Raw genomic sequence first — 20,917 nt, 5'->3', positions numbered from 1 at the left:
ATTGCCCTGATCGGCCTACTCGGCGGCACACGCCAATTCGGAATTCGGGACCAAACGCCGCTGGGACACTCGAGACCAGAATAGCACCACCGAGTAGATGCCGGCGCGGGCGATGCGTTGACAACATGCTTGCGGACCGCGCATAAATCGGGACTGCACAAGGGAAGAAGTATATGCGCTCAAACCGGATTATCTACGGCCCCTCCACCTTCCACATCGCGCCGCCACTCCTCTTCGCAATGGCCTTGGCCCTCGCCGCGACCGCTGATGCCGCGGGCGCGCACGCGGCGCCGCGCATTCGGGTGAACGGCCAGTGCTTCGAAACGGTGCGGGGCGAAACGTTCTTTCCAATTGCGGACACGGCCTGGCTTCTGGTGCGAATGTCAGAGTCCGACATCGCCCATTACGTACAAACGCGAAGCGCGCAGGGATTCAATACGATCAAGTTCGGTCCGGAATCGGAGGCAGTCGACTTTCCGAAGCTGGATTTCATACTCGATACGCTCGCAAAGTACGGCATGTACGCGGAACTCTTCATCCCCTCCTACGACTACCACGCCGGCGCGCTGGTGTCGGACAATTACGAAGTCGGGCGCCGCATCGCCGCAGCCTTCCGCGAACGCCCGAATATCTTCGCGTACACAATCGAAGGCCTGGATTCGCCGCACGCCAAACGCGACCCGGCAGACATGCGATCCCGCGTTATCGAAACGCTCCGTGGCGTAAAATCGGCCGATCCGGATCGCCTGGCCACCTTCCACCCGCGCTCCGGACAGTCCGTGGTGGACGTGGCCGCTATCGGCCCCGAATACATGGACTTCTATTCAGTTCACAAGTGTAATCCCGGCTCCATTAACGACCTGGTCCGGTCCGAGATCGAACGCGTGCCGGAGAAACCTGTCTTTCTTTCAGAGCCCGTATACGAAGGCCGCGCCAGCATGTGCGGCTGCAATCAGGGCTGCACAGCGGATCAAGTCTTCGAACATATTCTCGGCGCGATCGAAACCGGCGTTGCTGGAATCAGTTACGGCCACCATTCCGTTTGGAGTTTCAATCTGGGATCGGACGGTAAGTGGGGTTTGGATCCGTCCCCCGACGGACTCCCGTGGAAGGACGCCCTGCATGCTATCGGGGCAAAGCGTATCACCGACCTCGCGGAGGATTTGAGAACGCGGCCCAGCCCGTGCCCGCGCACCGTCTACAGCGCCGAAACCCGGCGCGACGCCTCCGCGATCACGGAATAGACGTCGACAAAATTCAGAAGGTGATTTGGCGCAACAAGCAGGAAGCCGTGCGGGGCGCCTCCACGCCGCGCGGAAAGGCAACCATGCCCAGAGTCTATGTCATCGGCGGCCCGAACGGGGCCGGAAAAACCACCGCCGCCACGGCCCTCTTTCCGGACGCCCTCCGCTGCCCCGAATTCGTGAACGCCGACGCAATCGCCGCCGGAATTTCCCCGTTCCGCCCGGAATCCGTGGCGATGGAGGCCGGGCGCATCATGCTTAGCCGGATCCGGCGCCTGGCCTCGGATCAACAGGACTTCGCCTTCGAAACCACCATGGCCTCGCGCTCCTTCGCCCCCTTCCTGCGGGCGTGCCGGGAGCAGGGCTACACCGTGCACCTGCTCTTCGTATGGCTGCGCACCCCCGATCTCGCCATCGAGCGCGTCGCCCGCCGCGTCGCCGCCGGCGGCCACCACATTCCCGACGATGTCGTTCGCCGGCGCTACGTCCGCGGCATGCGGAACTTCTTGAATCTGTACGCGCCACTCGCTCGAACATGGGATTGCGTGGACAATTCAGGAGAAATGCCTGTTCCTGTCGCCTCCCGAGATAAGAATGGTACAATTAGCGTGTATGATGCCGAGACTTGGCGCAGAATCCGTGAGGCCACCAAATGACCGACGACGAAATCCAGAAGGCGTTTGACCGCGGCATGTATGAAGGCGTGCAGCGCGCGCTCGCGGAGCACAAGCGCGCCGGTCGTTCCATCGTCGTCGAACGGGACGGGAAAATCATCGAGATTCCCGCCGAGGAAATCACCGTCGACCCGGAATTCGCCGATCCGCCCCTACGCCAGGCCCGCTAGCCTCCGGGCCCCGTACGCCCGCCCCCACGTGGCGCGCCCCGCTCCGTTTCTGCTACCATTTCCCCGTACCGGCATGCCCTTTCCTCCGGCATTCCGGGGCCACCCTCCCTACCCCAGGCGGTATGCATGACGCGGTGGCCCTGTGTCCGCCGGGTTCGATTTCTCACCCATGAAGGAGATGTATCGTGGAGAAACGTGTGCACAATTTCTCGGCCGGTCCGGCCGCCCTGCCCCTGACGGTGCTTGAGCGCGTCCAGGCCGAATTGCTCGCCCTGCCCGGCGCTGGCGCCTCGGTGATGGAAATCAGCCACCGGTCCAAGGCCTTCGACGCCGTTCACGCCGCCGCCAAGGACAACATCAAGGCCCTGTTGAACCTGCCGGACAACTACCGCGTCCTGTTCCTCCAGGGCGGCGCGACCCTCCAGTTCTCCATGCTCGCCATGAACTTCCTCAATGGCGGCAAGGCGGATTACATCAAGTGTGGCTCCTGGGCGGAAAAGGCCATCTTTGAAGCGAAGAAACACGGCGCGCCCAACGTCGTGTGGGACGGCAAGCCGGACAATTACAAGCGGATGCCGGCCACCAGCGAATTGAACCTCGACCCCAACGCCGCCTACGTCCACTCCACCGCGAACGAGACCATCCAGGGCATCGAGTTTTTCGCGGAGCCGGAAACCGGCGATGTCCCGCTGTTCTGCGACTTCTCTTCCAGCTTCCTATCCCGCCCGATCGATGCCTCCAAATACGGCCTCATCTACGCCGGCGCCCAGAAAAACATCGGCCCCTCCGGCGTGGCCGCCGTCATCATCCGCGAAGACCTGCTGGACCGCGTCCCGGCGAACCTGCCGTCGCTGCTGGACTACAAGGTCATGGCGGAAAACGATTCGCTCTACAACACCCCGCCCTGCTTCGGCATCTACATGATCGCGAAGGTCACCGAATACCTCCGCAACGACATCGGCGGCCTCGATAAGATGGAAGCCATCAACCGCAAGAAGGCCCAGACGCTTTACGACGCGATCGACAACAGCGGCGGCTACTACATCGGCCACGCGGACAAGGAAAGCCGCTCGCTGATGAACGTCACCTTCGTGCTCCAGAACCCCGATCTGGAATCCAAGTTCATCAAGGAAGCCACCGCCGCCGACCTCGACGGCCTCAAGGGACACCGTTCCGTGGGCGGATGCCGCGCCTCCATCTACAACGCCATCACCCAGGAAAGCGTCGACGCGCTGGTCACCTTCATGAAGGACTTCCAGCAGAACAACGGATAAAGTGGGATAGGCGTCCCGCCTGTCCAAGCGGCAACGCGGAGAATACAAAAAACAATCGCGGGAGCAAGCAACCCAGCTTGCTCCCGCGTTTCATTTATAAACGGATGACGAACGGCCCGTCCTGCATTCAATCCAGTTCTTTAACCTGGATATTGCGCCACATCACCGTGTACGGGCCCTTTCCAGCGCCGATGCTGTGCACCTGCAAGCCGATGAAGCCCTTCGGGTGGCTCTGGAACTTCTCTTCGTCCACCAGGTCTTCAATCGCTTCGCCGTTAATCCAGGTCTGGATGCGCGCGCCGTTTGCCACAACCCGGTAGTGATTCCATTCGCCGTCCTTAAACGCCTTATACTGCCGCTGCTCGGCGTCCTTCGACATCCAGCCGCCGCACGCCTCGCCATAAATAAGGCCGGACTGCGCGCCACCCTCGCCGCTCGCCTCAATCTCCACCTGCGGCCCGTTCACGCGCCCGAATTGCGCGTCACCTTCCGGCTCCTTGGTTTGCGACCGGATCTGGACGCCGGAATTCAGTTCGTTGTCGTTCAGCTTGACCTCGAATTCCAGCTCGAAGTTGCCATACTCTTTTTCCGAGCACAGGAACGAATTCGGGCTGCCCTCCGCGGTGATTCCCAGAATCGCCCCGTCATGCACCAGGTAAACAGCCGTCCCGTTCTTCTGGATCCAGCCATTCAGCGACTCGCCGTCGAACAGGGACACCCAGCCATCCGCCGCCAGCGAAGAAAGCGGCAGGGCTACGAGGCCAAACGCCGCCAGGGTGAGGGTCTTTTTCATCATGGTACTCTCCTGATGTTGGTTGAAGGCCGCTTCGTTCCCAATCGCCCAGCGAGGCAACCACAGGGAATCCGCGACAGTGAATCCGGCCATTTAATCAGATAAGCGCGAGGCAATCAAGCGGTGGACTTGATACGTCCACCCCGTCCATTCGCCGAGGCGAATCCACTCTGTCCACTCTGTCCACCCCGTCCACTCTGTCCACCCCGTCCACTCTGTCCACCCCGTCCACTCTGTCCACCCCGTCCACTCTGTCCACCCCGTCCACTATTCCAGAATCTTGATCCGCAAATCCTTGAACTGCACCTTCATCGGCGGCCCCGGATGCATCTGCACCGCGATATACCCCTCGCCGCGCGCCATTTTCGCGTCGCGATCCTCCACCTCGCACATCAGCTCGCCATTGATCCGCAGGGTAATCTTCGGCCCGATGGCGCTAACCTCATAGTCGTTCCACTCGTCCTGCTTCACAACCGCGTGGAGCTTCTCCGGATCCGCGAAGGGCGTATCCTCCCGGTTCCCATCTTCCGCAATGACCGCCTTGAACCCGCGCTTCACCACCGCCTCGCGATCATGCTGAAAAAGACAGCCCGTCCACTGCCCGCCCGCCTCCATATCCGCCTGGTAGCCCCATGCATCATATTCGGGCAGTTTCTTGCTGCGGATCTGCACGCCGGAATTGCCGCCAACCAACCTGTAGCGGAAACGCAACACGAAATCCGCCGGCTGCGCGCCCTCCCAGAAGAGGTAGTGGTGCTTCACGCACGGGTTCTCCGGCGTGCTCTCCGACGTGATCGCCCCCTCCTCCACCCACCAACCGCCATCTTTCCCGTCCCAGCCGCTCAGGTCCACGCCATTGAACATCGGCGTAAAATCCGCCTCAACCTCCGCCACCCCCGCGCCAGCGGCCAGGCATGACAGCACCACAAGACCAACTCCAGCCAAGGCGCCCATAATCCAACTCCTCATCGTGTTCAAAAGCCAGAGTACAAGGACCGCAGCCCCTGTAGTCCCTGATGCCACCGCGCCACTCAGCTCGGCAATTCATACCCCGCCCGGCGCGGGCGCGACAGCATCGCATTCCCCTCGGGGCAGTTCCGGAATTGCTCCTTCTTCGGATCCCACTGTAGCACCTCGCCGACCTTGCCGACATCGCGCACGATGTTCACCAGGTAGCACAGGGTCGAGCTGCGCTGGCCATATTCGATATCGCCCGTGCAGGTCTCGCGGCTCTTGATGCATTCCAGCCAGTTCTCCACGTGCGGGTGCGTCTCCGGAACCCCCAGCGGCGTCGGCCTGTCGGCCGGATTCACCAGGTCCACCGGATCGCACGTGTACATATTGCGATTCAGTTCAATTGCGCCCTTATCGCCAATATACACGCAGCCCAGCCCGGGCGACCGATCCCCGTCCATGTCGAGCTGAAGCTCCACGCCGTTCTTGTACTTCATCCGCACCCGCGCGCGCGGCCCGGTCTGGTCGGCCATGCCGTAGTAGGGCGATCCCGTGTCTTCCGGCGGAATCTCCGTGCGCTCGAACTTGCCCGTGCGCCGCTCCGCCACCTCCTCCAGCAACTCCACCTCCACCGGACCGGTCTCATCTGTGCCCAGGCCCCGCTGGATCTGGTCATACCCGTGCGCGCCCCAACCCGTCACGCCATACGTCGTGCCGCCGCCGTCATAATCCCACCACTTGTCCCATCCGCGGTGAATCTGCTGGTGGTACGGGCGCACCTCCGCCTGGTTGGTCCAGATGTCCCACCAGTTCTCGCCGCCCTCGGGCAGGGGCTGTTCTTCGGTGCTCGTGTACATCCACGGCCCGATATAGTTGCAGCCCCGCACGGTGTGGACCTTGCCAACCGCGCCGCCCTTCACCAGATCGCTGATCCAGTTGTTCACGGGCATCGTCCGCTGCTGCGTCCCCACCTGCGTCACGCGCTTGTACTTCCGCGCAATATCCACCATCTCCCGCCCCTCCGCAATCGTCAGCGACATGGGCTTCTCGATATAAACGTCCATCCCCATCACCATCGCCCAGCACGACACCCAGGCGCGCGCGTGGGTCGTCGTGACGGCCATCACGCCATCCAAATTCTCCTTCTCGATCATCGTGCGGAAGTCGGGGTACCCCGTAAACGTGTGGGCCCCACCGTGCAGCTCCTGGAATTGCGCAATCCGCGGCTCGAAACAGTCGCTCACCGCCACAAGCTGGAAATTCGGCACGTCCTTGCACTGCCCGATCATGTCCCGTGATCGGCCGCCAAGGCCAATGACCCCCACGCTCACCATCTCATTCGGCGATCGGCGTCCCGGGACAACCCGGGCGGTGTTGGCGCGCGTCGCGCATCCAGTAAGGGCCGCGGTGGCCCCCAGGGTCGTGGAGGCAAGGAAAGCGCGACGCGTAAGGTCTCGGGTGTTCATGGTGTTCAGGCTCCTGGGTCAAGATACAATACCCCACCCAGGATCCGCATAAACCGTGCCCGCAAACAGGCTCGTCGGAAGCCCCCGAATACAGGCTACTTAGCCCGATGCCGCCCCAGGCCGGCGCCGCATCTCCGTCCTGCACTGAACACTTCTGCCCTGAACACCCCACAGCGCATCAGCCCCGACTACGACCCATCCTCCCGGCCCTGCGCCCCATAGTCACCCCGCGACTCGGACGCCTTGGGCACGGATACACGCTTGGGCTCAAGATTAAGGTATTCGCGGCCCGACTTGCGTTCTAACTCCTGATACGCTTCCACGATCTTTTTCAAATCGTTACCATACTGGGCGGCGTGCGCCTTTCGGTAGCGTCGAATCTCTTCCACGATCGGATCTTCAATCATCGAGATTACCTCCAAAGCTCTCCGGCGAACATATTATCGGGCATTCGCATCCACAGCGATTTACAATTTTGCCAATCGTCTGCTTTTTGGCGTCGTTGTTGATATGCCGAAAATTCCAGGTCACCAGATAATCGGCGCCCTGGGTTGCCGCTATCGCGATGTGAAGGGCATCTTCCTCGCAACTCGCGGGTACGCCACCCTCCTCGATGAGCCGCGTTGCAATTTCCGCGGCCTCCAATGACACCGCGACCCGTGGTATGCCGGCCAACAATTCAAGTCGTCTCGCACATTGCGCTGGGTCACCGCGGCCCGCCTCATCCTCCACGACCACGGAGGACAGCAACTCAAACCGGCTGCGGTAGTGCTCCCACCACTCGCGAGTCACGGCCTGTCTACCAGCAATTATAACATCTCTACTCGGTCGCGCCGCGAGATAGCTGATTACCGACGTTTCCACGTATACCTTGAATTTCATCGACCCCCTTCCCGCTTTCGCATATAAACCTACGCACCTAATCGCAATTCCATTGAAGCACGGGCGCCAGGACATGTCAAGCATCTGTTTTTCTCACCTTTGACTGCGGCGTGCTATTGCTGTCGAGAAATAACCCGAAATCAGTACCGCTCCAACCCGGTAGCCCCCGTCTCAAGTCCCGCTGAAAACCCCAAATAGAAAAAGACCCGCGACCAACCCGGTCGCGGGCCCACACGATTCTCTTCTCCCGCCGCGCTACTCCCCGTACGCGATCCGGTAGATCACGCCCGCCTGCTCGTCGGACACAAACAGCGCGCCGTCCTTCGCCACGCACACGTCCACCGGGCGGCCCCAGGCCTCCTCCCGGTACACCCAGCCCGTGGCGAAATCCTCGTAGGCCGCCGCGTTCCCCGCCGCGTCCAGCGTCACCTGCACCACGCTGTAGCCCGATTTCAGCGTGCGATTGGTTGAGCCCTTCAGCGCGATGAAAATCCGGTTCCTGTATTCCGCCGGAAACTGATCGCCCGTGTAGAATTGCATTCCCAGCGGCGTCACGTGCGGCCCGAGCTTCTGGATCGGCTTCTCGTAGTCGTCCGGGTTCTTCCCCGCGCCATGCTCCGGATCCGGAACGTCGCCCCCGTGAATGTACGGGTTGCCAAAATGCGCGCCCGGACGGGTCACCCGGTTCAACTCGCAATCCGGCGCGTCGTCGCCCAGGTTGTCGCGGCCATTGTCCGTGAAGTACAACGTCCCGTTCTCCGGGTGCCACGCCAGCCCCACCGTGTTGCGCACGCCCGTCACATACGGCTGAACGTCCGATCCGTCCAGTTTCATCGACGTGATCGTCCCCAGCCGCGCGTCCTCGTAGTCAACCGTGGGGTCGCAATGATCGCAGGGCGCGCCAATCCCGAAGTACAGCCGCCCGTCCGGACCGAGCGCATAGTACTTCGACCCGTGCGCCTCCTCCGACGGCAGCGCCTCCGTCACCACGACCGGGGCCGGCGGCGCGTCCAAAGAGGCTTCAATGCCGTCATAGCGCAGCACCCGATTGAACTCGCCGACATACAGCGACCCCTCGTGGAAAAACAGGCCGTTCGGATTCCGCAGCCCCTCCGTATACGCATGCGTCTCGTCCGCAACATGATCCCCATCGCGATCCACCACCGCATACACCGTGTTCGCCTTCCGCGTCCCCACAAACAACGTCCCCGCATCCCCCAGCACCAGCGTCCGCGCGCCCGGCAGATTTTCCGCGTACACGCTGATCGAAAAACCCTCCGGCAACTGGATGCGGTCCAGCGGCAGATCCGCCGCAAAAGCCGACCCCCAGCCAGCCGCCAACACGGCGCCCGCCAGGGTATACGTAATGCACTTCATAGGTGTAGCACTCCCTTCTGTAATTCCCATTCCCAAAAAGAAGGCCACATGCTACGCGATCCAGCCACGGCGGGACAAGGGGGGCGGGTTGGGCGTTGAAAAGACTCAAGTGCGGATCGCTCGACGGGCAGTGTGCTACCATGTGTGAATCAGGCGATGCCCCCCTGGATCTGAAACGAGCCTCTGATGCAGCAAATAGAATCAATTGAAATTCGGAACTACCGGCTCTTCCGCAACGCAAAACTCGAAGACCTCCCAAGTCTCGCTGTGGTCGTCGGTGCGAACGGTTCGGGCAAATCAACACTCTTCGATGTTTTCTCCTTTCTCAAGGACGCCTTGAGCCAGAACGTGGCGCAAGCGGTGGCGCGGCGAGGCGGATTCAAGGAACTGGTAAGCCGGGGCGAAACCGGCCCCATCGGGATCGTCGTAAAATTCAGGGAGAGTGGCGGAAGGCTCGCCACCTACGAATTGGAAATCGAACACTACCAGGGAAAACCGGCCGTACATCGAGAGATCTTGAAGTTTCGCAGAGGGCAGTACGGAAAACCATGGCATTTCGTTGATTTCTCGCGCGGCGTCGGTACGGCTATAACGAACGAATCCGTCTACGGCGAGGAGGGCGCACAGGAACAACGAAGTGAATTCCAGTTGGAAGATCCGAGCGTGCTCGCGATTAAGGGGCTCGGCCAGTTCAAGGAGTTCCGCGTGGTCTCGGAGTTCCGCAGCCTCATCGAGAGCTGGCATACCTCGGACTTTCACATCAGCGAGGCGCGGCCCAGCGCCGAGGCCGGGTATGCCGAACATCTTTCGACGCGCGGTGATAACGTCGCACAAGTGGCGCAATATCTGTACGAAAATCACCCGGATATTTTCAGCCAGATAGTCGCTAAGATGCGTGACCGGGTTCCGGGCGTAACACAGGTGGAAGCCCGACCGACCGAGGATGGCCGCCTCGTCTTACGCTTTCAGGACGGCAGCTTCAAGGACCCCTTCATCGCGCGGTACGTCTCCGACGGCACGATTAAGATGTTTGCGTACCTGGTGTTACTCCACGACCCCAAGCCGCATCCATTGCTAGCCATTGAAGAGCCCGAAAATCAGCTGTATCCTGAACTCCTCTACGAATTAATCGAAGAGTTTCGAGATTATGCGCGCCGGGGCGGCCAGGTCTTTGTCTCGACCCATTCACCTGATTTCTTGAACGGCGCCGCGCTACGCGAGATTTACTGGCTGGCCAAGCAAGATGGATTTTCCACCATACGGCGGGCTTCCGGCAGCGAACTGCTCCGCAATTTAATCGGTGAGGGCGACTTGCCTGGCGCCCTTTGGAAACAAGGGCTCTTCGAAGGAGCCGGCCCGCGATGAGCCGCCTCGTATTCCTGCTTGAGGAACGTTCGATGAAAACGTTTCTCGACGTGTTGATCCCCCGCCTCTTCCCGGATCTGCCGTTCCTGTGCGTCCCCCACGAAGGCAAGCAAGACTTGGAAAAAAGCATCCCACGCAAGCTACGGGCCTGGAAAGAGCCCGGGGTTCGATTTGTCGTACTCCGTGACAACGATGGGGCCGATTGTCACGCGCTGAAACAACGTCTCACGGCATTGTGCGAAGATGCGGAACGCGGCGACACACTGGTTCGCATCGCGTGCCAGGAGTTGGAGGCGTGGTATCTGGGCGAGCCTGACGCGCTGGCCGAGGCCTACAATGACGACTCGCTTCGGACGCTCGGCAACCTCGCGCCATTCCGCGACCCCGACGCCGTATTGAATCCGGCCCGGGAACTGGCAAACCGCATCCCCGCGTTTCAAAAAGTTTCCGGAGCACGCCAAATGGGAGCCCGGCTGTCGATGGAACGAAACACCTCCCGGAGCTTTCGCAAACTGGTGAGTGGTGTAAGACGTATAGTTGCGGATCAGAACCCGTCAAAATAAACGCGCGAATTCGCCATTCTCTTCATGTGGAACGCCTCGGACGAAGGCGACATCTCGACCGGCATCGAAGGCATATTGGGTTTCGAGGCCGTCGCGGAAGTTGAGGGGACGGGCGTTTGCAGCCGCCCGGCGGCAGCTATCAGCCTGCCGTCAACGAACGGGCCGTTGCGGTCGCAAGGCCTCGGCTGCCGCGCGGCCCTTGCGCTGTTGTTCGCGGTCGAACATGCCGGGCTCGCCGGGAGCCCCGCGGCTGCGATGGACTCGCAGGTGGCTACGACTTCCGCGTCCTCCAGCAACCCCGAGACAACCCAACCCGCGCAACCCAGCGATTCTTACCTCCTCCAGCCCCCAACCGCGACCCCGCATACCTCCCGATGGAACCGGAGCCCACCCGCGTGGATGATATACTGTACCGGCGTAGCGGCCAACAGTTAATCTGGCGTTCGCTCCGCCATCGGGCGCATCAAGGAGGCAACCACGCATGCTCAACCACTCCACACGCTTCGCACCCGGCGTCATCCTGGCCCTCCTCGCCACAGCCACGCCCCAGGCGCCCGCCGAAGACTCCGTTCACCTCGCCCTCTCCGGTCTCCACCTGGCGGCCGACAAGGTTCGCGGTGGCGGAGACTGGTGGGGAATCTTCCCCGAGGGTGACGGATATACCCTGCAGCCCACGCGCGTGCGGGTGGAGGCGGTGGTCAATCCCCTGGCGGACGGAGACACCCGAAAGACGGCCACGCAGGTCACCGTACCCGGATACGATCGGGGTATACCGTTGCTTCGCGGACTTATGTCCGCCGCGGCCGGGCCGCTGGACGCGATAAAACCCGCCAAAAACTGGCGCTATCTCGCGCCGGGAGACACGATTAAACTGCCCCTGGAGGGCGAAGACGCGGGTGTTGAGATGAAGATTGTCGCCGAGGGAAAGGAAACCGCCAAAGAGTCCGGACCCAGCGAGGCGACAGTGCTAAAGGGCTACCAGTTGCGATTGATTCGAACCTCCGGAAGTAAACAACAATCGCAGCTCCTTGCCGCGCTTCCGGAGTTTCAGCGGTTGCCAAATGACCCGTGCCCCAGCCTGCTCTGGGCCGGCGATTTGGACCGCGATGGAAAAGTGGATCTACTGTACGACCTCAGTTCGTTCTATATTGTCAACAAGCTGGCGCTGTTTCTTTCCTCCGCCGCAAAAGACGGCGAGCTGGTCGGTCTCGTCGCCCGATGGAACGCTGTTGGGGGATGCTGAGAACCGACTCAGACTCAGCGTACCGCGCTCTTCGAGTCTAATGTCGCCAATCGGACAAACCAGGGAGCCCCCCTTTCCATGTACATGAAATCAACACGCTTCACGCTCCAGGCCATCGTCTTTTGCGCCACTATCGCGGAGCCCGCGCTGGCCGAGGCCCCGCCACAGATTGCGGTGGCCGGTCTGTACGAATGGAAGGAACAGATCCGGCCTGGGGGCGACTGGTGGGGCATCTTTCCCGACGGCAACGGATACACGCTCCAGCCCACCCGCGTCCGCGCCATTTCGGACCCCGACATGGTGATCCCGCCGGAGAAGCCCCCCCGCCAGATTCGTGTACCGGACGGGAACAACGGCGTCATCGTTTTTCGGGGCCTGATGTCCGCGGCTGCGGGCCCCCTCAATGTAGTGGACCTGCCGCCCTATCCCGCCCCGCTACAGCCGGGCAAATCCGTCGTATTGATGTTGCGGTCAGGGCCTGAGAAAGCAGCCATTCGTATCACCGCGGAACCAGACCCAGCGCCACCACATCCCTCCGGCGGTACACAGAGGGCGGCGGCGGGCTACCAACTGGTGCTGCAACGCGGCGGCGAAAAACCCCTTAAACAGGTGCTGTATACCCGATCACAGATCAAGGGTGAGGGACCCCGCTTACGTTGGGCCGGTGACTTGGACCGGGACGGGTATGTGGATTTGATCTACAATTTCGGGGAGCATCATACCGAAACGAAGTTGATGCTCTTTCTCTCCTCCGCCGCGAAAGAGGGTGAAATCGTGGGCCTCGTCGCCCAGTGGACCGGGACCTGCGGCTGTTGACGGGGAGGTCGGGAGGCTACGGCTGACCCGTCGCGAGCGGGAGACTGCGGCTGCATGGAGCGCGATGTATAACCACCGGCGTCGAACGAAACAGACGTGCCGCGTGATCGCGAGGCACGGACAGGCTTGCTTCCAGAAACGAGGCAAATGTCGAACTACCCCCCCCTTCCCCGGATGTCAACCCCCTACCCCCCGTAGGGCGGCGTCTCTTCACGGGCGACGCTGCCCGCCTCGGCCGCCTCCATCGCCGCGCGGCTCTTGCGGATGAGTTCCCGGTCGATCATGCCGAGTTCCGATGCCAAGCCCGCGGCAGCGACGGATAGACACTGCTCTTCGATTTCTGCAACGCCGCGCATCCACTCTGGGTACGGGAACGGTTCATCCGGTGTGTTCGTGTTCATAATCAACGGCACCCTTCCAATATCCTTGCTGCATTTTCGCGCGAAAGCTCGAAGTAGGTCAAGTTTCCGTATTCCTCCTCCTCCGCGCCCAGTGCCGCCATCCGGCACGCGCCACTATAGAACGGTTCCGATTGCGGAAGCGCGTGTAGCCCGACCCGGCCCTCGAATCCATCTTCCCAACTCTGCCGGACGGCTCGCTCGAAAAGGTGTGGTCCAATATAGCCGTACCGCCGAAATTGCCCAATCCCCGGAATCGTCCAGTTCCACGGCGCCACCTCCAGAAAATCGATGTACACCAGCGGCTTACCGCGGTCACTGCCAAGGCGCGAAAAATGGGTCCCGGACTTGGTCAGCATGGCCCCCTGCCATTCGTCCTGGCAGACCACGCCATAGCCGGAGGCTTGGGTCAGGCGCAAGTGGTGCGACTTGGCCCGCCAGTTCCAGCCCAGGCTCTGGGGGCGCTCCGCATAAAGCAGCCCCGCGCGCCCGATTTCAAGGATAATTCGGGCACGCTCCGGCGTCCACACCGCTTCGAGCACCATCAGGTCCTCGGGCGCCAAGGCATCGACCAATTCCGCTTCGATGGGTTGGCCAGTAGTGCGGTCGAGAATTTTGATTGGTGTGGTGCTCATAGCGGAAAGAGCCTCGCGAACTAAAATGCGACCAGCCGGCCAGCGGCATAGACTTCCGTGCCACGCGATTCGGCAACGCCGATTCGTGTGCCCGTAGTCCGACGGGCGCCGGACACAAAGATTGCCCGGTTCAGCGGCACACACCCCGAGCAAGCACCCCTACTCACCGTAGGGCGGCGTCTCTTCACGGGCGACCCTGCCCGCTTCCGCTTCCGCCGCTTCCATCGCCGCGCGGCTCTTGCGAATGAGTTCCCGGTCGATCATGCCGAGTTCCGACGCCAGCCCCGCGGCGGCCACGGAACGGCATTGGGCCTCCACCTCCACGGCATGCTGCAACCACGCGGGAAGTGACTCAAGGCTTCTGGAGGATTTGTCATCCATGGTCACACGCTCCTTTTCAGTATTGTATCAGCGTTCTCGCGCGAAAGCTCGAAGTACATCAAATCGTCGAATGCCTCGTCGCGGCCCAATGGCGTCATGCCGCATGCTCCAGAATAGAACGACTCCGACTGCGGCAATGCATGCAGGCCGACCCTGCCCCCGAAGCCCCCAACCGCGACTCCGCATACCTCCCAATGGAACCGGAGGCCACCCGCGTGGATGATATACTGTACCGGCGTAGCGGCCAATGGTTAATCTGGCGTTCGCTCCGCCATCGGGCGCGTCAAGGAGGCAACCGCGCATGTTCAACCACGCCACAAACTTCGCACTCGGCGTCATCCTGGCGCTCCTCGCCACAGCCGCTCCCAAAGCGCCCGCCGAAGACGCGGTGCAGATTGCGATTTCGGGCTTTTTCGTGAGCGCGGAGGAAATCGAGCCTGGCGACGATTGGTGGGGCATCTTTCCGAGCGGAAACGGATTCTACCTGCATTCTACTTCCGTGACGACCGAGGCGGTGGTCAATCCAATTGATGGCGATGGAGTCCGGAAGACCGCGACAAAAATAAAGACCTCGCGAGCCGGTGAGCAGATCCTATTGGTTCGCGGGCTCCGCGACGCCGCCCCTGGTCCACTTATAGCGCTCAAACCCGCGTTTGCAGCCACCAATTTGAAGCCGGGAATGCGCTCGACCTTCAGTATCAAGCAACTCAGCCAACCCGTATTAACGGAATTGTTCGGAACCGGGCATGTCGTATTGGAGCCGGGAGAACGATATACGCGAATCAGGGACTATGAATTGCACCTCATGGAACTTCCCGGACGAACCTCCATGCACCAGGTCATCATTCAAATCCCAACATTGGACGGTGAAGCTGCGCCCACCCTGGTGTGGGCTGGAGATCTTGATCGCGATGGCAAGTTGGACCTGCTCATGAACCTGAGCGCGTCCTACATGCATACGGATTTGGCGTTGTTGCTATCCTCCGCCGCGAAAGAAGGCGAGCGGGTCGGTCTCGTCGCCCGATGGAACGCCAGGAGTGGTTGCTGACGGGGAAAGGCGAGGCGTTGTCCCCGGAACCGTTCGCCTCAAGCTGTCACTTTCTATCTCCATCACGTCCCGCCTACCCACTGCCGCCCCTTCGCGGTCAGCCGATATTGCTGAGTCGGACTTCGGGGTGAATCCGGCTGCGTGCGCTCGATCCAGCCGCCGTCCAACGCCGGGTTCAAGTAATTCTGATAAAAAGTCGGGCGGTGGGAAAGCCCCAGGGCGACCATGAGCGCCGCGCCGCCCAACGGGCCGTCGGACAGGTGGGCGAGCACTCGTTTCACTTGTTCGGTTACTTGATCGAATACTTGATCGGTGGCCGTTGCCTCGCGCAACGCCTCGCGGATCGCCTCCAAGAGGAATTCCACGAAAGGTGTACAGTTGGCGTTGGCGTCGGACGCCCCCAGGACTTCATAGTAGGTCGCCTGACGATCGCGGACGATGGTCTCCACAGGCAAGCAGGCGAGCAACGGTTTCCACTGCCGGAGAATGAGCGTTTGCCACAGCCTGCCCATGCGTCCATTGCCGTCGGAAAAGGGATGAATGAATTCCAACTCATAATGGAAGACGCAGCTTGCGACCAGGGGATGGGTATCCGTCCGCGCCAGCCAGTCGAGCAAGTCATCCACCAATCGCGGGACCTGTTTCGCGGGCGGGGCCATGTGAACCACGGCATCGCCACGAAAAACGCCCACATTGCCCGCGCGCAGCCGCCCCGCATCGTCGGCGAGGCCCGCCATGATCGTGCCGTGGGCCGCGAGCAAATCCACCAGAGAGGCCGGATGCCACGCGCCCATCGCCTCATAAGCGGCGAAGGCGTTTCGTACCTCCTGGATTTCACGAGGATCGCCCAGGATGCGCCTGCCCGCAATCACCGCGGTGACCTGATCGAGCGTTAACGTATTGTTTTCTATGGCCAGGGACGCATGAATCGTGCGAACGCGATTCGCCCGGCGCAGGCGCGGCGACAGCCTGCTGTCCGCCAGCACCGTATATCGCCCGATCTGCTCGCCAATCTCCGCAACCAGATGCAACACCTTGGGGCTCAGCGTAAATGGAGGCTCATAGCGGTGTTTCGCGGGCACGGCGGACCCTTAGCAGTTGAGGAACTACGGCTATCAGGAATAGTACAATCACCGAGCTACGCCAATATACCGGGCGAAACCCGGTCTGCAACAGATTTGGGCCGCCGCGGCGCAGCGCCCATCCCGTTGGAGCGCGGGCGGCTTCAGTATACCATTCCGTTTTCCCTCGATCCCCCGTTTCGCGACGCGGCTTCGCCCTGCAAAGGCGAATGGTGCTTCGCCCCTTCTTCGCAAAAAACGGCCCCGGCATCACGCCGGGGCCGCCTCTATCACTACCAATCTATACGCCCCCGCACTCACCTCACGGCTTGCAGCTCTCCCAAACCCCGGTCTTCCCAGACTTCAGCACCGCGTCGCACACGTACTGCGTCTCCAGCGCGTCCCGGAAGTTCGGGCGCACCGGGTCCTGGCCGCTTTCGAGGCTCTTGAGGAAATCCGCCATCGCGTTTACGAACGTGTGCTCATAGCCGATCGTCGTCCCCGGCACCCAGTAGTGGTCCATGTAGGGGTGCTCGAAGTCCGTCACAAGGATCGTCTGCCAGCCGTGGACGTGGCTCTCGTGTTTGTTGTCGAAGAACTGGAGCTGGTGCGGGTCCTCCAGGTCGAAGTAGATGGAGCCGTGCTGGCCGTTGACTTCGAAGGTGTTCTGGTTCTTGCGGCCGCGGGCGTAGCGTGTCGATTCAAACGTCGACAGCGCCCCGCAGTCGAACTTCGCGAGGAAGGCGCAGGCGTCGTCGATGGTGACTTCCTGCTTCTTCCCGGTCAGGTTGTGCTGGCGCTCCTTGATGAACGTCTCCGTGGCCGCGGTGACTTTGTCCACGCCGCCGATGAGCCAGATGGCCGTGTCGATGGAGTGCGCGAGGAGGTCGCCCGTCACGCCGCTGCCCGCCACCGCCGCGTCCAGGCGCCAGAGGCCCTCGCCGCCCTGGGGAAGCTCCGGGCTGATGGTCCAGTCCTGCAGGTACTTCGCCCGGTAGTGGAACACGCGGCCCAGGCGGCCTTCGTCGATGAGGCGCTTCGCCAGGGTAATCGCCGGCACGCGACGGTAGTTGTACCACACCATATTCGGCACGCCCGCCTTCTCCACCGCCGCGGTCATCTCCTCGCCTTCCTTCGCGTCCATCGCCAGCGGCTTCTCGCAGAGGATCATCTTGCCCTTCGCCGCCGCCGCAAGCACGATCTCGTGGTGCGTGTTGTTCGGGCTGCCGATGTCGATGCAGTCGATGTCGTCCCGATCGATCAGCGCGCGCCAGTCCGTCTCGATGCTCTCATAGCCCCACTTGTCCGCGAAGGCCTGCGCCTTTTCCGCGTTCCGCGCGCACGCGGCCTTCAGCACGGGCTGGTATTCGAGGTCGAAGAAGTTGTTGACCTTCCGGAAGGCGTTCGAGTGGGCCCGGCCCATGAAGCCGTAGCCGATCATGCCGATGTTGAGTTTCTTCTTTGCCATGGGGTCTCTCCTGGGTCGTGGCCCGTGGGGGCCGATCATTTCGCAGCGGCGGGCCGCGGGGTCCTGTTAAATCATTGCCGGTCTTCGCCCCGAAGGGGCAGCGCAACATAGCCCAGGGCAACGCCCTGGGAAATGGACGCCATATCCCAATCGCCCTGTAAGGGCAGCGCAGCTCCGAAACCGCGACAGCGGCCCGCGAGCATCGCTATTAACTGCGGCCTGCGTAGTCTCTGCCGTCCCTGATGTCTCTGACGTCCCTGCAATCGCCAACGGCAACGCAGAGCGCGTTACGAATTACAAAACCGCCCCCCGTTTCCCGGGGGGCGGTTAGCGCGGTATCAGCCGCAGAACTTCTTGTTCATCGCGTCGATGCTCTTCTTGCAGCGCTCGGTCACCTTCCAGGCGTCCGGCCAGAAGCAGAGGTCGATGGTCCACCAGTCGTGGGGGCAGCCCGAATCAAGCAGCACGGGGATAATGGCGTCGAAATCCAGGTACCCGTCGCCAAACGGCGGGTGGCTGCTGGTCTCGTCGTGGTGGAGGGTGCCGTCGGAATCGATCAGGTGGATGTGGTTGATCTTCCCCTTCAGCTTCTGCGCCATCTCCAGGCAGCCGCCCGGCAGCGTTTCCTTCTCGCCATGCTGGCGCGCGCCCTTGCCCGCCACCATCTCGGCGTGGCACGTGTCGAACTCAATGCCGAAGTTGTCCTCGTTCACCTCGTCCACAATCCGGAGCACGTCGGAGGGCTTGTTGAAGGCGAATCCCGGCTCGAATTCCCACGTCACATAGCACCCCAGGTCCGCGGCAATCTTGGAGCATTCCTTCCACGTATTGACGACGCGTTCCTTGGCGATGTTGTAGTCGATTTCGGCGTGGATCGTCGGAGGCTGCACGCAGTCCACGCGAATGCCCTGGATGCCCAGGTCATGCGCGAACTGGGCGCCGTGCGAGAAGGCCGCGATGTAGGCGGCGTTGTCCTCGGTGTTGATCAGCTTCTCGCCCCAGAGATTGGGCACGAACCCGGAGAAGCCCAGGCCGTATTCCCTCGCCTGCGCCACGAGCTTCTCCCGATCTTCCTTGTTCGGGGCGTTCTCCGGGCTCGGGTGGATGGAAAACCCGCCCACCTCGACACCGTCGAAGTTCAGATCCTTCAGGCCCTGCAGCACCTCTTCCCAGGGAATCGGGTTGTCCTGATACGGGCCAATGCTGTAGGCCCAGCTTCCAATCGAAATCTTCTTCATGGTGTGGTGTTTCCCTTCTGGTTTACGGCGGCTCTGAACCGCCCGCTCTCGCTTCCTGTCAGGATTCTTTGGTGGCTTGGAGCCCCAGCCCCTGGTTGCAGGGACGGCAGCGACTTCAGCGACAGCAGATCGCCACGACCTCCTGCCGTCCCTGAAGTCCCTGCTGTCCCTGTGGGGACGTGCAAGGCCCTTCAACTCTCCATCACACTTACCGCGCGTAGCTCCCCACCTTCGGGGCCTGCGGGTTCACGCCCGGCCCGAAGTAGCGCAGGATAACCAGCGGGCACTCCTTCGCCAGATTCTCCACCACGTAGCCTTCCTTCGCGCGCGCCTCGGAGACAAACACCTCGTCTTCCGTCATCTCGCCAAAGCGGATCATGTCCGGGCTCTCCAGCGGCAGGTTGCCGATGCGGCCGCGGCCCTGCACGGCGATCAGGCTCGTCGCGCCGTTGTCCTTCACCGTCACCCGGTGGCCCGGCAGCACCGTCAGCTCCTTCGCGGAGAAGTACTGCTTGCCGTTCACATCGCCATACACGATCCACCGGTCATAGTGGCCGTCGTCCTGCGTGTCGACAATCGGCTCCAGGTAGTGGTTGTCCTTGAAGTTCGGATCCACGTTCGCGTCCCAGTCAAGCTGGTCCACGATGAAATCGATATCCTGGTGCTTGTCTTCCGGCATATCCTTCACCAGCAGGCTCCAGGGCACGTCGCGCCCCTCCACCAGGCTCTGGTACATGCCAAACACGTCGCTGCCCCACTGCGGCTCGTAGGTCACCAGCGAGCCCGGCGCATGAAGAATGCACGGACCCACCAGCCAGCCCGTACCCGGCTTCAGGCGGTACGCCTTGGAAAGATCCAGGATGCCGTTGTCACCCTTGTTCCAGTCCTCGATGCACTTGCGCAACTGAGCGCGCGTCGTGCCCGGCTCCAGCCCGAAAAAGGTATACGGGAAGTTGTTGCCGATCGCGTTCATCTGCGGCGGGAAGTAATACGACTCCGGCTTCCCCTCCTGACCCACCAGCGCCGCCTGCTCCGCGTTCTGGTGCATGTGGTGCGGGATCGGGCCCATATTGTCGAAAAACTTCGAATACACCGGCCACTTCTTGTACGTGTCCCACATGGACTGGCCGATAACCGCGCCGCCAAGCGCGTCCACCGCATCCTTCAGCGTGAAGCGCGCGCCGTCGTGCACCACATAGCTCAGGCCCTCGTCCTCGTTGCGGTTCTCGTTCGCCGCCGGGGTCGTCGACCCGAACCAGCGCTCGTCGATGCCGCCCCGGTGCTTGCCGTACGCGTAGTAGTCCTGCGGGTGCAGTTTGAGCCGCCGGCCCGGCTGCAAGAAGGATCGCGGCACCCAGTTCGGCGCCAGCCGCAGGATGCCTTCGCCCGCTTCCAGGGCCTGTTTTGCCGCTTGCGCGGCGTTCTCTCCGGTAAGGGTATTCATGGTCAACTCCTTCAAAAGCAAGACACTACCTGGTCGTGGCGCCGCCCGCCTGAAATCCCCAATACTCGATTTCGGCGCCGGCGCGGGGTGAAACGGGCGCGGGTGTTACCAGAATGCGCCCGCCGCCCGCACGGGCGGCCCGGACCCCATCTGGATAATTCCCAAGAGCGGTATAATAAGCCGCAATAACGCCCGTTGTAAAATCTGCGCCACGCCGGAACGCACCCGCCCTGTCGCGCCGCGAAACACCCCCTTCCACGTTGCCGCGCGCGCCCCCCGGCGGATACAATACCGCATCCACACCCCGCTCCGGGGAAGGGCGAAACCCGCGCTACCCGCCAGTCGCCCGCCGTACCAACCGCCATACCCGCCGCCGCCCCCACATACCGGACGCCCGGCGCCCATACGCAGTTCCGCCGCCCC

The 20,917-nt window shown here is 62.0% G+C and carries 23 protein-coding genes; 9 read left to right on the top strand and 14 right to left on the bottom strand.

Annotated elements, in window-relative coordinates; all coding sequences use genetic code 11:
- Positions 1-173 precede the first annotated feature (173 nt).
- From KF886_01955 to serC, 4 genes are all read left to right on the top strand, one after another.
- Positions 174-1,244 (top strand): DUF4038 domain-containing protein, encoded by a 1,071-nt coding sequence (locus KF886_01955; GenBank protein ID MBX3176102.1) that lies wholly within the window; start codon positions 174-176, stop codon positions 1,242-1,244.
- An 83-nt stretch (positions 1,245-1,327) separates the two neighbouring features.
- On the top strand, positions 1,328-1,900 hold the full coding sequence (locus KF886_01950) for a zeta toxin family protein (protein ID MBX3176101.1): 573 nt from the start codon (positions 1,328-1,330) through the stop codon (positions 1,898-1,900).
- Positions 1,897-2,088: a hypothetical protein gene (locus tag KF886_01945; GenBank protein MBX3176100.1), complete on the top strand. Its 192-nt coding sequence runs from the start codon at positions 1,897-1,899 to the stop codon at positions 2,086-2,088. The genes KF886_01950 and KF886_01945 overlap by 4 nt, the downstream gene beginning before the upstream one ends.
- Positions 2,089-2,273: 185 nt before the next feature.
- Positions 2,274-3,362 (top strand): 3-phosphoserine/phosphohydroxythreonine transaminase, encoded by a 1,089-nt coding sequence (gene serC, locus KF886_01940; GenBank protein ID MBX3176099.1) that lies wholly within the window; start codon positions 2,274-2,276, stop codon positions 3,360-3,362.
- 127 nt (positions 3,363-3,489) lie between these two features.
- Here the strand turns inward: serC and KF886_01935 are convergent, their stop codons facing one another.
- The 7 genes from KF886_01935 to KF886_01905 all read right to left on the bottom strand — a co-directional run bounded on the left by KF886_01935 (position 3,490) and on the right by KF886_01905 (position 8,864).
- Positions 3,490-4,155 carry a DUF1080 domain-containing protein gene (locus tag KF886_01935; protein ID MBX3176098.1) on the bottom strand — a complete coding sequence of 222 codons (666 nt, stop codon included), beginning with the start codon at positions 4,153-4,155 and terminating at the stop codon, positions 3,490-3,492.
- Between the two features lie 97 nt (positions 4,156-4,252).
- Entirely contained in the window at positions 4,253-4,414 is a 162-nt protein-coding gene (locus KF886_01930; GenBank protein ID MBX3176097.1) for a hypothetical protein, read from the bottom strand.
- Positions 4,415-4,422: 8 nt separating this feature from the next.
- A complete protein-coding gene (locus tag KF886_01925; GenBank protein ID MBX3176096.1) occupies positions 4,423-5,079 on the bottom strand; it encodes a DUF1080 domain-containing protein in 657 nt (218 codons plus the stop codon).
- A 107-nt stretch (positions 5,080-5,186) separates the two neighbouring features.
- Positions 5,187-6,575, bottom strand: coding sequence for a Gfo/Idh/MocA family oxidoreductase (locus KF886_01920; GenBank protein MBX3176095.1), 1,389 nt, complete (start codon positions 6,573-6,575; stop codon positions 5,187-5,189).
- Between the two features lie 188 nt (positions 6,576-6,763).
- Entirely contained in the window at positions 6,764-6,982 is a 219-nt protein-coding gene (locus KF886_01915) for a hypothetical protein (protein ID MBX3176094.1), read from the bottom strand.
- Entirely contained in the window at positions 6,975-7,457 is a 483-nt protein-coding gene (locus tag KF886_01910) for a type II toxin-antitoxin system VapC family toxin (protein MBX3176093.1), read from the bottom strand. Before KF886_01910 ends, KF886_01915 begins: the two co-directional genes overlap by 8 nt.
- A gap of 255 nt (positions 7,458-7,712) precedes the next feature.
- Complete coding sequence (locus tag KF886_01905; protein ID MBX3176092.1) at positions 7,713-8,864, bottom strand: PQQ-dependent sugar dehydrogenase; 1,152 nt, start codon at positions 8,862-8,864, stop codon at positions 7,713-7,715.
- Between the two features lie 156 nt (positions 8,865-9,020).
- On the opposite strand from KF886_01905, the gene KF886_01900 reads away from it, so the two are divergent.
- From KF886_01900 to KF886_01885, 4 genes are all read left to right on the top strand, one after another.
- The gene (locus tag KF886_01900) at positions 9,021-10,199 is read left to right on the top strand and encodes an AAA family ATPase (protein ID MBX3176091.1); all 1,179 of its coding nucleotides are present in this window, start codon (positions 9,021-9,023) and stop codon (positions 10,197-10,199) included.
- A complete protein-coding gene (locus tag KF886_01895; GenBank protein MBX3176090.1) occupies positions 10,196-10,762 on the top strand; it encodes a DUF4276 family protein in 567 nt (188 codons plus the stop codon). The genes KF886_01900 and KF886_01895 overlap by 4 nt, the downstream gene beginning before the upstream one ends.
- A gap of 481 nt (positions 10,763-11,243) precedes the next feature.
- Positions 11,244-12,005, top strand: a complete 762-nt coding sequence (locus KF886_01890) for a hypothetical protein (GenBank protein ID MBX3176089.1) — start codon at positions 11,244-11,246, stop codon at positions 12,003-12,005.
- A gap of 78 nt (positions 12,006-12,083) precedes the next feature.
- Positions 12,084-12,821, top strand: coding sequence for a hypothetical protein (locus KF886_01885; GenBank protein MBX3176088.1), 738 nt, complete (start codon positions 12,084-12,086; stop codon positions 12,819-12,821).
- A 185-nt stretch (positions 12,822-13,006) separates the two neighbouring features.
- On the opposite strand, the gene KF886_01880 is transcribed toward KF886_01885, so the two are convergent.
- The 3 genes from KF886_01880 to KF886_01870 form a co-directional block, all read right to left on the bottom strand.
- Complete coding sequence (locus tag KF886_01880; protein ID MBX3176087.1) at positions 13,007-13,222, bottom strand: hypothetical protein; 216 nt, start codon at positions 13,220-13,222, stop codon at positions 13,007-13,009.
- A gap of 2 nt (positions 13,223-13,224) precedes the next feature.
- Positions 13,225-13,854, bottom strand: coding sequence for a GNAT family N-acetyltransferase (locus KF886_01875; GenBank protein ID MBX3176086.1), 630 nt, complete (start codon positions 13,852-13,854; stop codon positions 13,225-13,227).
- 159 nt (positions 13,855-14,013) lie between these two features.
- Positions 14,014-14,235, bottom strand: a complete 222-nt coding sequence (locus KF886_01870; protein ID MBX3176085.1) for a hypothetical protein — start codon at positions 14,233-14,235, stop codon at positions 14,014-14,016.
- Positions 14,236-14,536: 301 nt separating this feature from the next.
- Between KF886_01870 and KF886_01865 the strand changes: the two genes are divergently transcribed.
- Entirely contained in the window at positions 14,537-15,283 is a 747-nt protein-coding gene (locus KF886_01865) for a hypothetical protein (GenBank protein MBX3176084.1), read from the top strand.
- Between the two features lie 62 nt (positions 15,284-15,345).
- Here the strand turns inward: KF886_01865 and KF886_01860 are convergent, their stop codons facing one another.
- From KF886_01860 to KF886_01845, 4 genes are all read right to left on the bottom strand, one after another.
- Positions 15,346-16,365, bottom strand: a complete 1,020-nt coding sequence (locus tag KF886_01860) for a Fic family protein (GenBank protein ID MBX3176083.1) — start codon at positions 16,363-16,365, stop codon at positions 15,346-15,348.
- Positions 16,366-16,666: 301 nt separating this feature from the next.
- Positions 16,667-17,812 (bottom strand): Gfo/Idh/MocA family oxidoreductase, encoded by a 1,146-nt coding sequence (locus tag KF886_01855; protein ID MBX3176082.1) that lies wholly within the window; start codon positions 17,810-17,812, stop codon positions 16,667-16,669.
- Between the two features lie 338 nt (positions 17,813-18,150).
- On the bottom strand, positions 18,151-19,050 hold the full coding sequence (locus KF886_01850) for a sugar phosphate isomerase/epimerase (protein ID MBX3176081.1): 900 nt from the start codon (positions 19,048-19,050) through the stop codon (positions 18,151-18,153).
- Positions 19,051-19,258: 208 nt separating this feature from the next.
- Positions 19,259-20,494 (bottom strand): hypothetical protein, encoded by a 1,236-nt coding sequence (locus KF886_01845; protein ID MBX3176080.1) that lies wholly within the window; start codon positions 20,492-20,494, stop codon positions 19,259-19,261.
- Positions 20,495-20,917 lie beyond the last annotated feature (423 nt).

The organism is Candidatus Hydrogenedentota bacterium (genome assembly GCA_019637335.1).
In the GTDB taxonomy this organism is placed as follows: Bacteria; Hydrogenedentota; Hydrogenedentia; order Hydrogenedentales; family JAEUWI01; genus JAEUWI01.
Note: the sequence above shows the minus strand (reverse complement) of the source record. Positions and strands in the feature narration are given on the sequence as shown.

Excerpts from the sequence above, each read along its gene's own strand:
- KF886_01900 (MBX3176091.1), top strand. The coding sequence starts at position 9,021 with ATGCAGCAAATAGAATCAATTGAAATTCGGAACTACCGGCTCTTCCGC.
- KF886_01865 (MBX3176084.1), top strand. The coding sequence starts at position 14,537 with ATGTTCAACCACGCCACAAACTTCGCACTCGGCGTCATCCTGGCGCTC.
- KF886_01910 (MBX3176093.1), bottom strand. The coding sequence starts at position 7,457 with ATGAAATTCAAGGTATACGTGGAAACGTCGGTAATCAGCTATCTCGCG.
- KF886_01875 (MBX3176086.1), bottom strand. The coding sequence starts at position 13,854 with ATGAGCACCACACCAATCAAAATTCTCGACCGCACTACTGGCCAACCC.
- KF886_01890 (MBX3176089.1), top strand. The coding sequence starts at position 11,244 with ATGCTCAACCACTCCACACGCTTCGCACCCGGCGTCATCCTGGCCCTC.
- KF886_01880 (MBX3176087.1), bottom strand. The coding sequence starts at position 13,222 with ATGAACACGAACACACCGGATGAACCGTTCCCGTACCCAGAGTGGATG.
- KF886_01955 (MBX3176102.1), top strand. The coding sequence starts at position 174 with ATGCGCTCAAACCGGATTATCTACGGCCCCTCCACCTTCCACATCGCG.
- KF886_01885 (MBX3176088.1), top strand. The coding sequence starts at position 12,084 with ATGTACATGAAATCAACACGCTTCACGCTCCAGGCCATCGTCTTTTGC.
- KF886_01845 (MBX3176080.1), bottom strand. The coding sequence starts at position 20,494 with ATGAATACCCTTACCGGAGAGAACGCCGCGCAAGCGGCAAAACAGGCC.
- KF886_01905 (MBX3176092.1), bottom strand. The coding sequence starts at position 8,864 with ATGGGAATTACAGAAGGGAGTGCTACACCTATGAAGTGCATTACGTAT.
- KF886_01870 (MBX3176085.1), bottom strand. The coding sequence starts at position 14,235 with ATGGATGACAAATCCTCCAGAAGCCTTGAGTCACTTCCCGCGTGGTTG.
- KF886_01945 (MBX3176100.1), top strand. The coding sequence starts at position 1,897 with ATGACCGACGACGAAATCCAGAAGGCGTTTGACCGCGGCATGTATGAA.
- KF886_01935 (MBX3176098.1), bottom strand. The coding sequence starts at position 4,155 with ATGAAAAAGACCCTCACCCTGGCGGCGTTTGGCCTCGTAGCCCTGCCG.
- KF886_01895 (MBX3176090.1), top strand. The coding sequence starts at position 10,196 with ATGAGCCGCCTCGTATTCCTGCTTGAGGAACGTTCGATGAAAACGTTT.
- KF886_01855 (MBX3176082.1), bottom strand. The coding sequence starts at position 17,812 with ATGGCAAAGAAGAAACTCAACATCGGCATGATCGGCTACGGCTTCATG.
- KF886_01950 (MBX3176101.1), top strand. The coding sequence starts at position 1,328 with ATGCCCAGAGTCTATGTCATCGGCGGCCCGAACGGGGCCGGAAAAACC.
- KF886_01915 (MBX3176094.1), bottom strand. The coding sequence starts at position 6,982 with ATGATTGAAGATCCGATCGTGGAAGAGATTCGACGCTACCGAAAGGCG.
- KF886_01920 (MBX3176095.1), bottom strand. The coding sequence starts at position 6,575 with ATGAACACCCGAGACCTTACGCGTCGCGCTTTCCTTGCCTCCACGACC.
- KF886_01850 (MBX3176081.1), bottom strand. The coding sequence starts at position 19,050 with ATGAAGAAGATTTCGATTGGAAGCTGGGCCTACAGCATTGGCCCGTAT.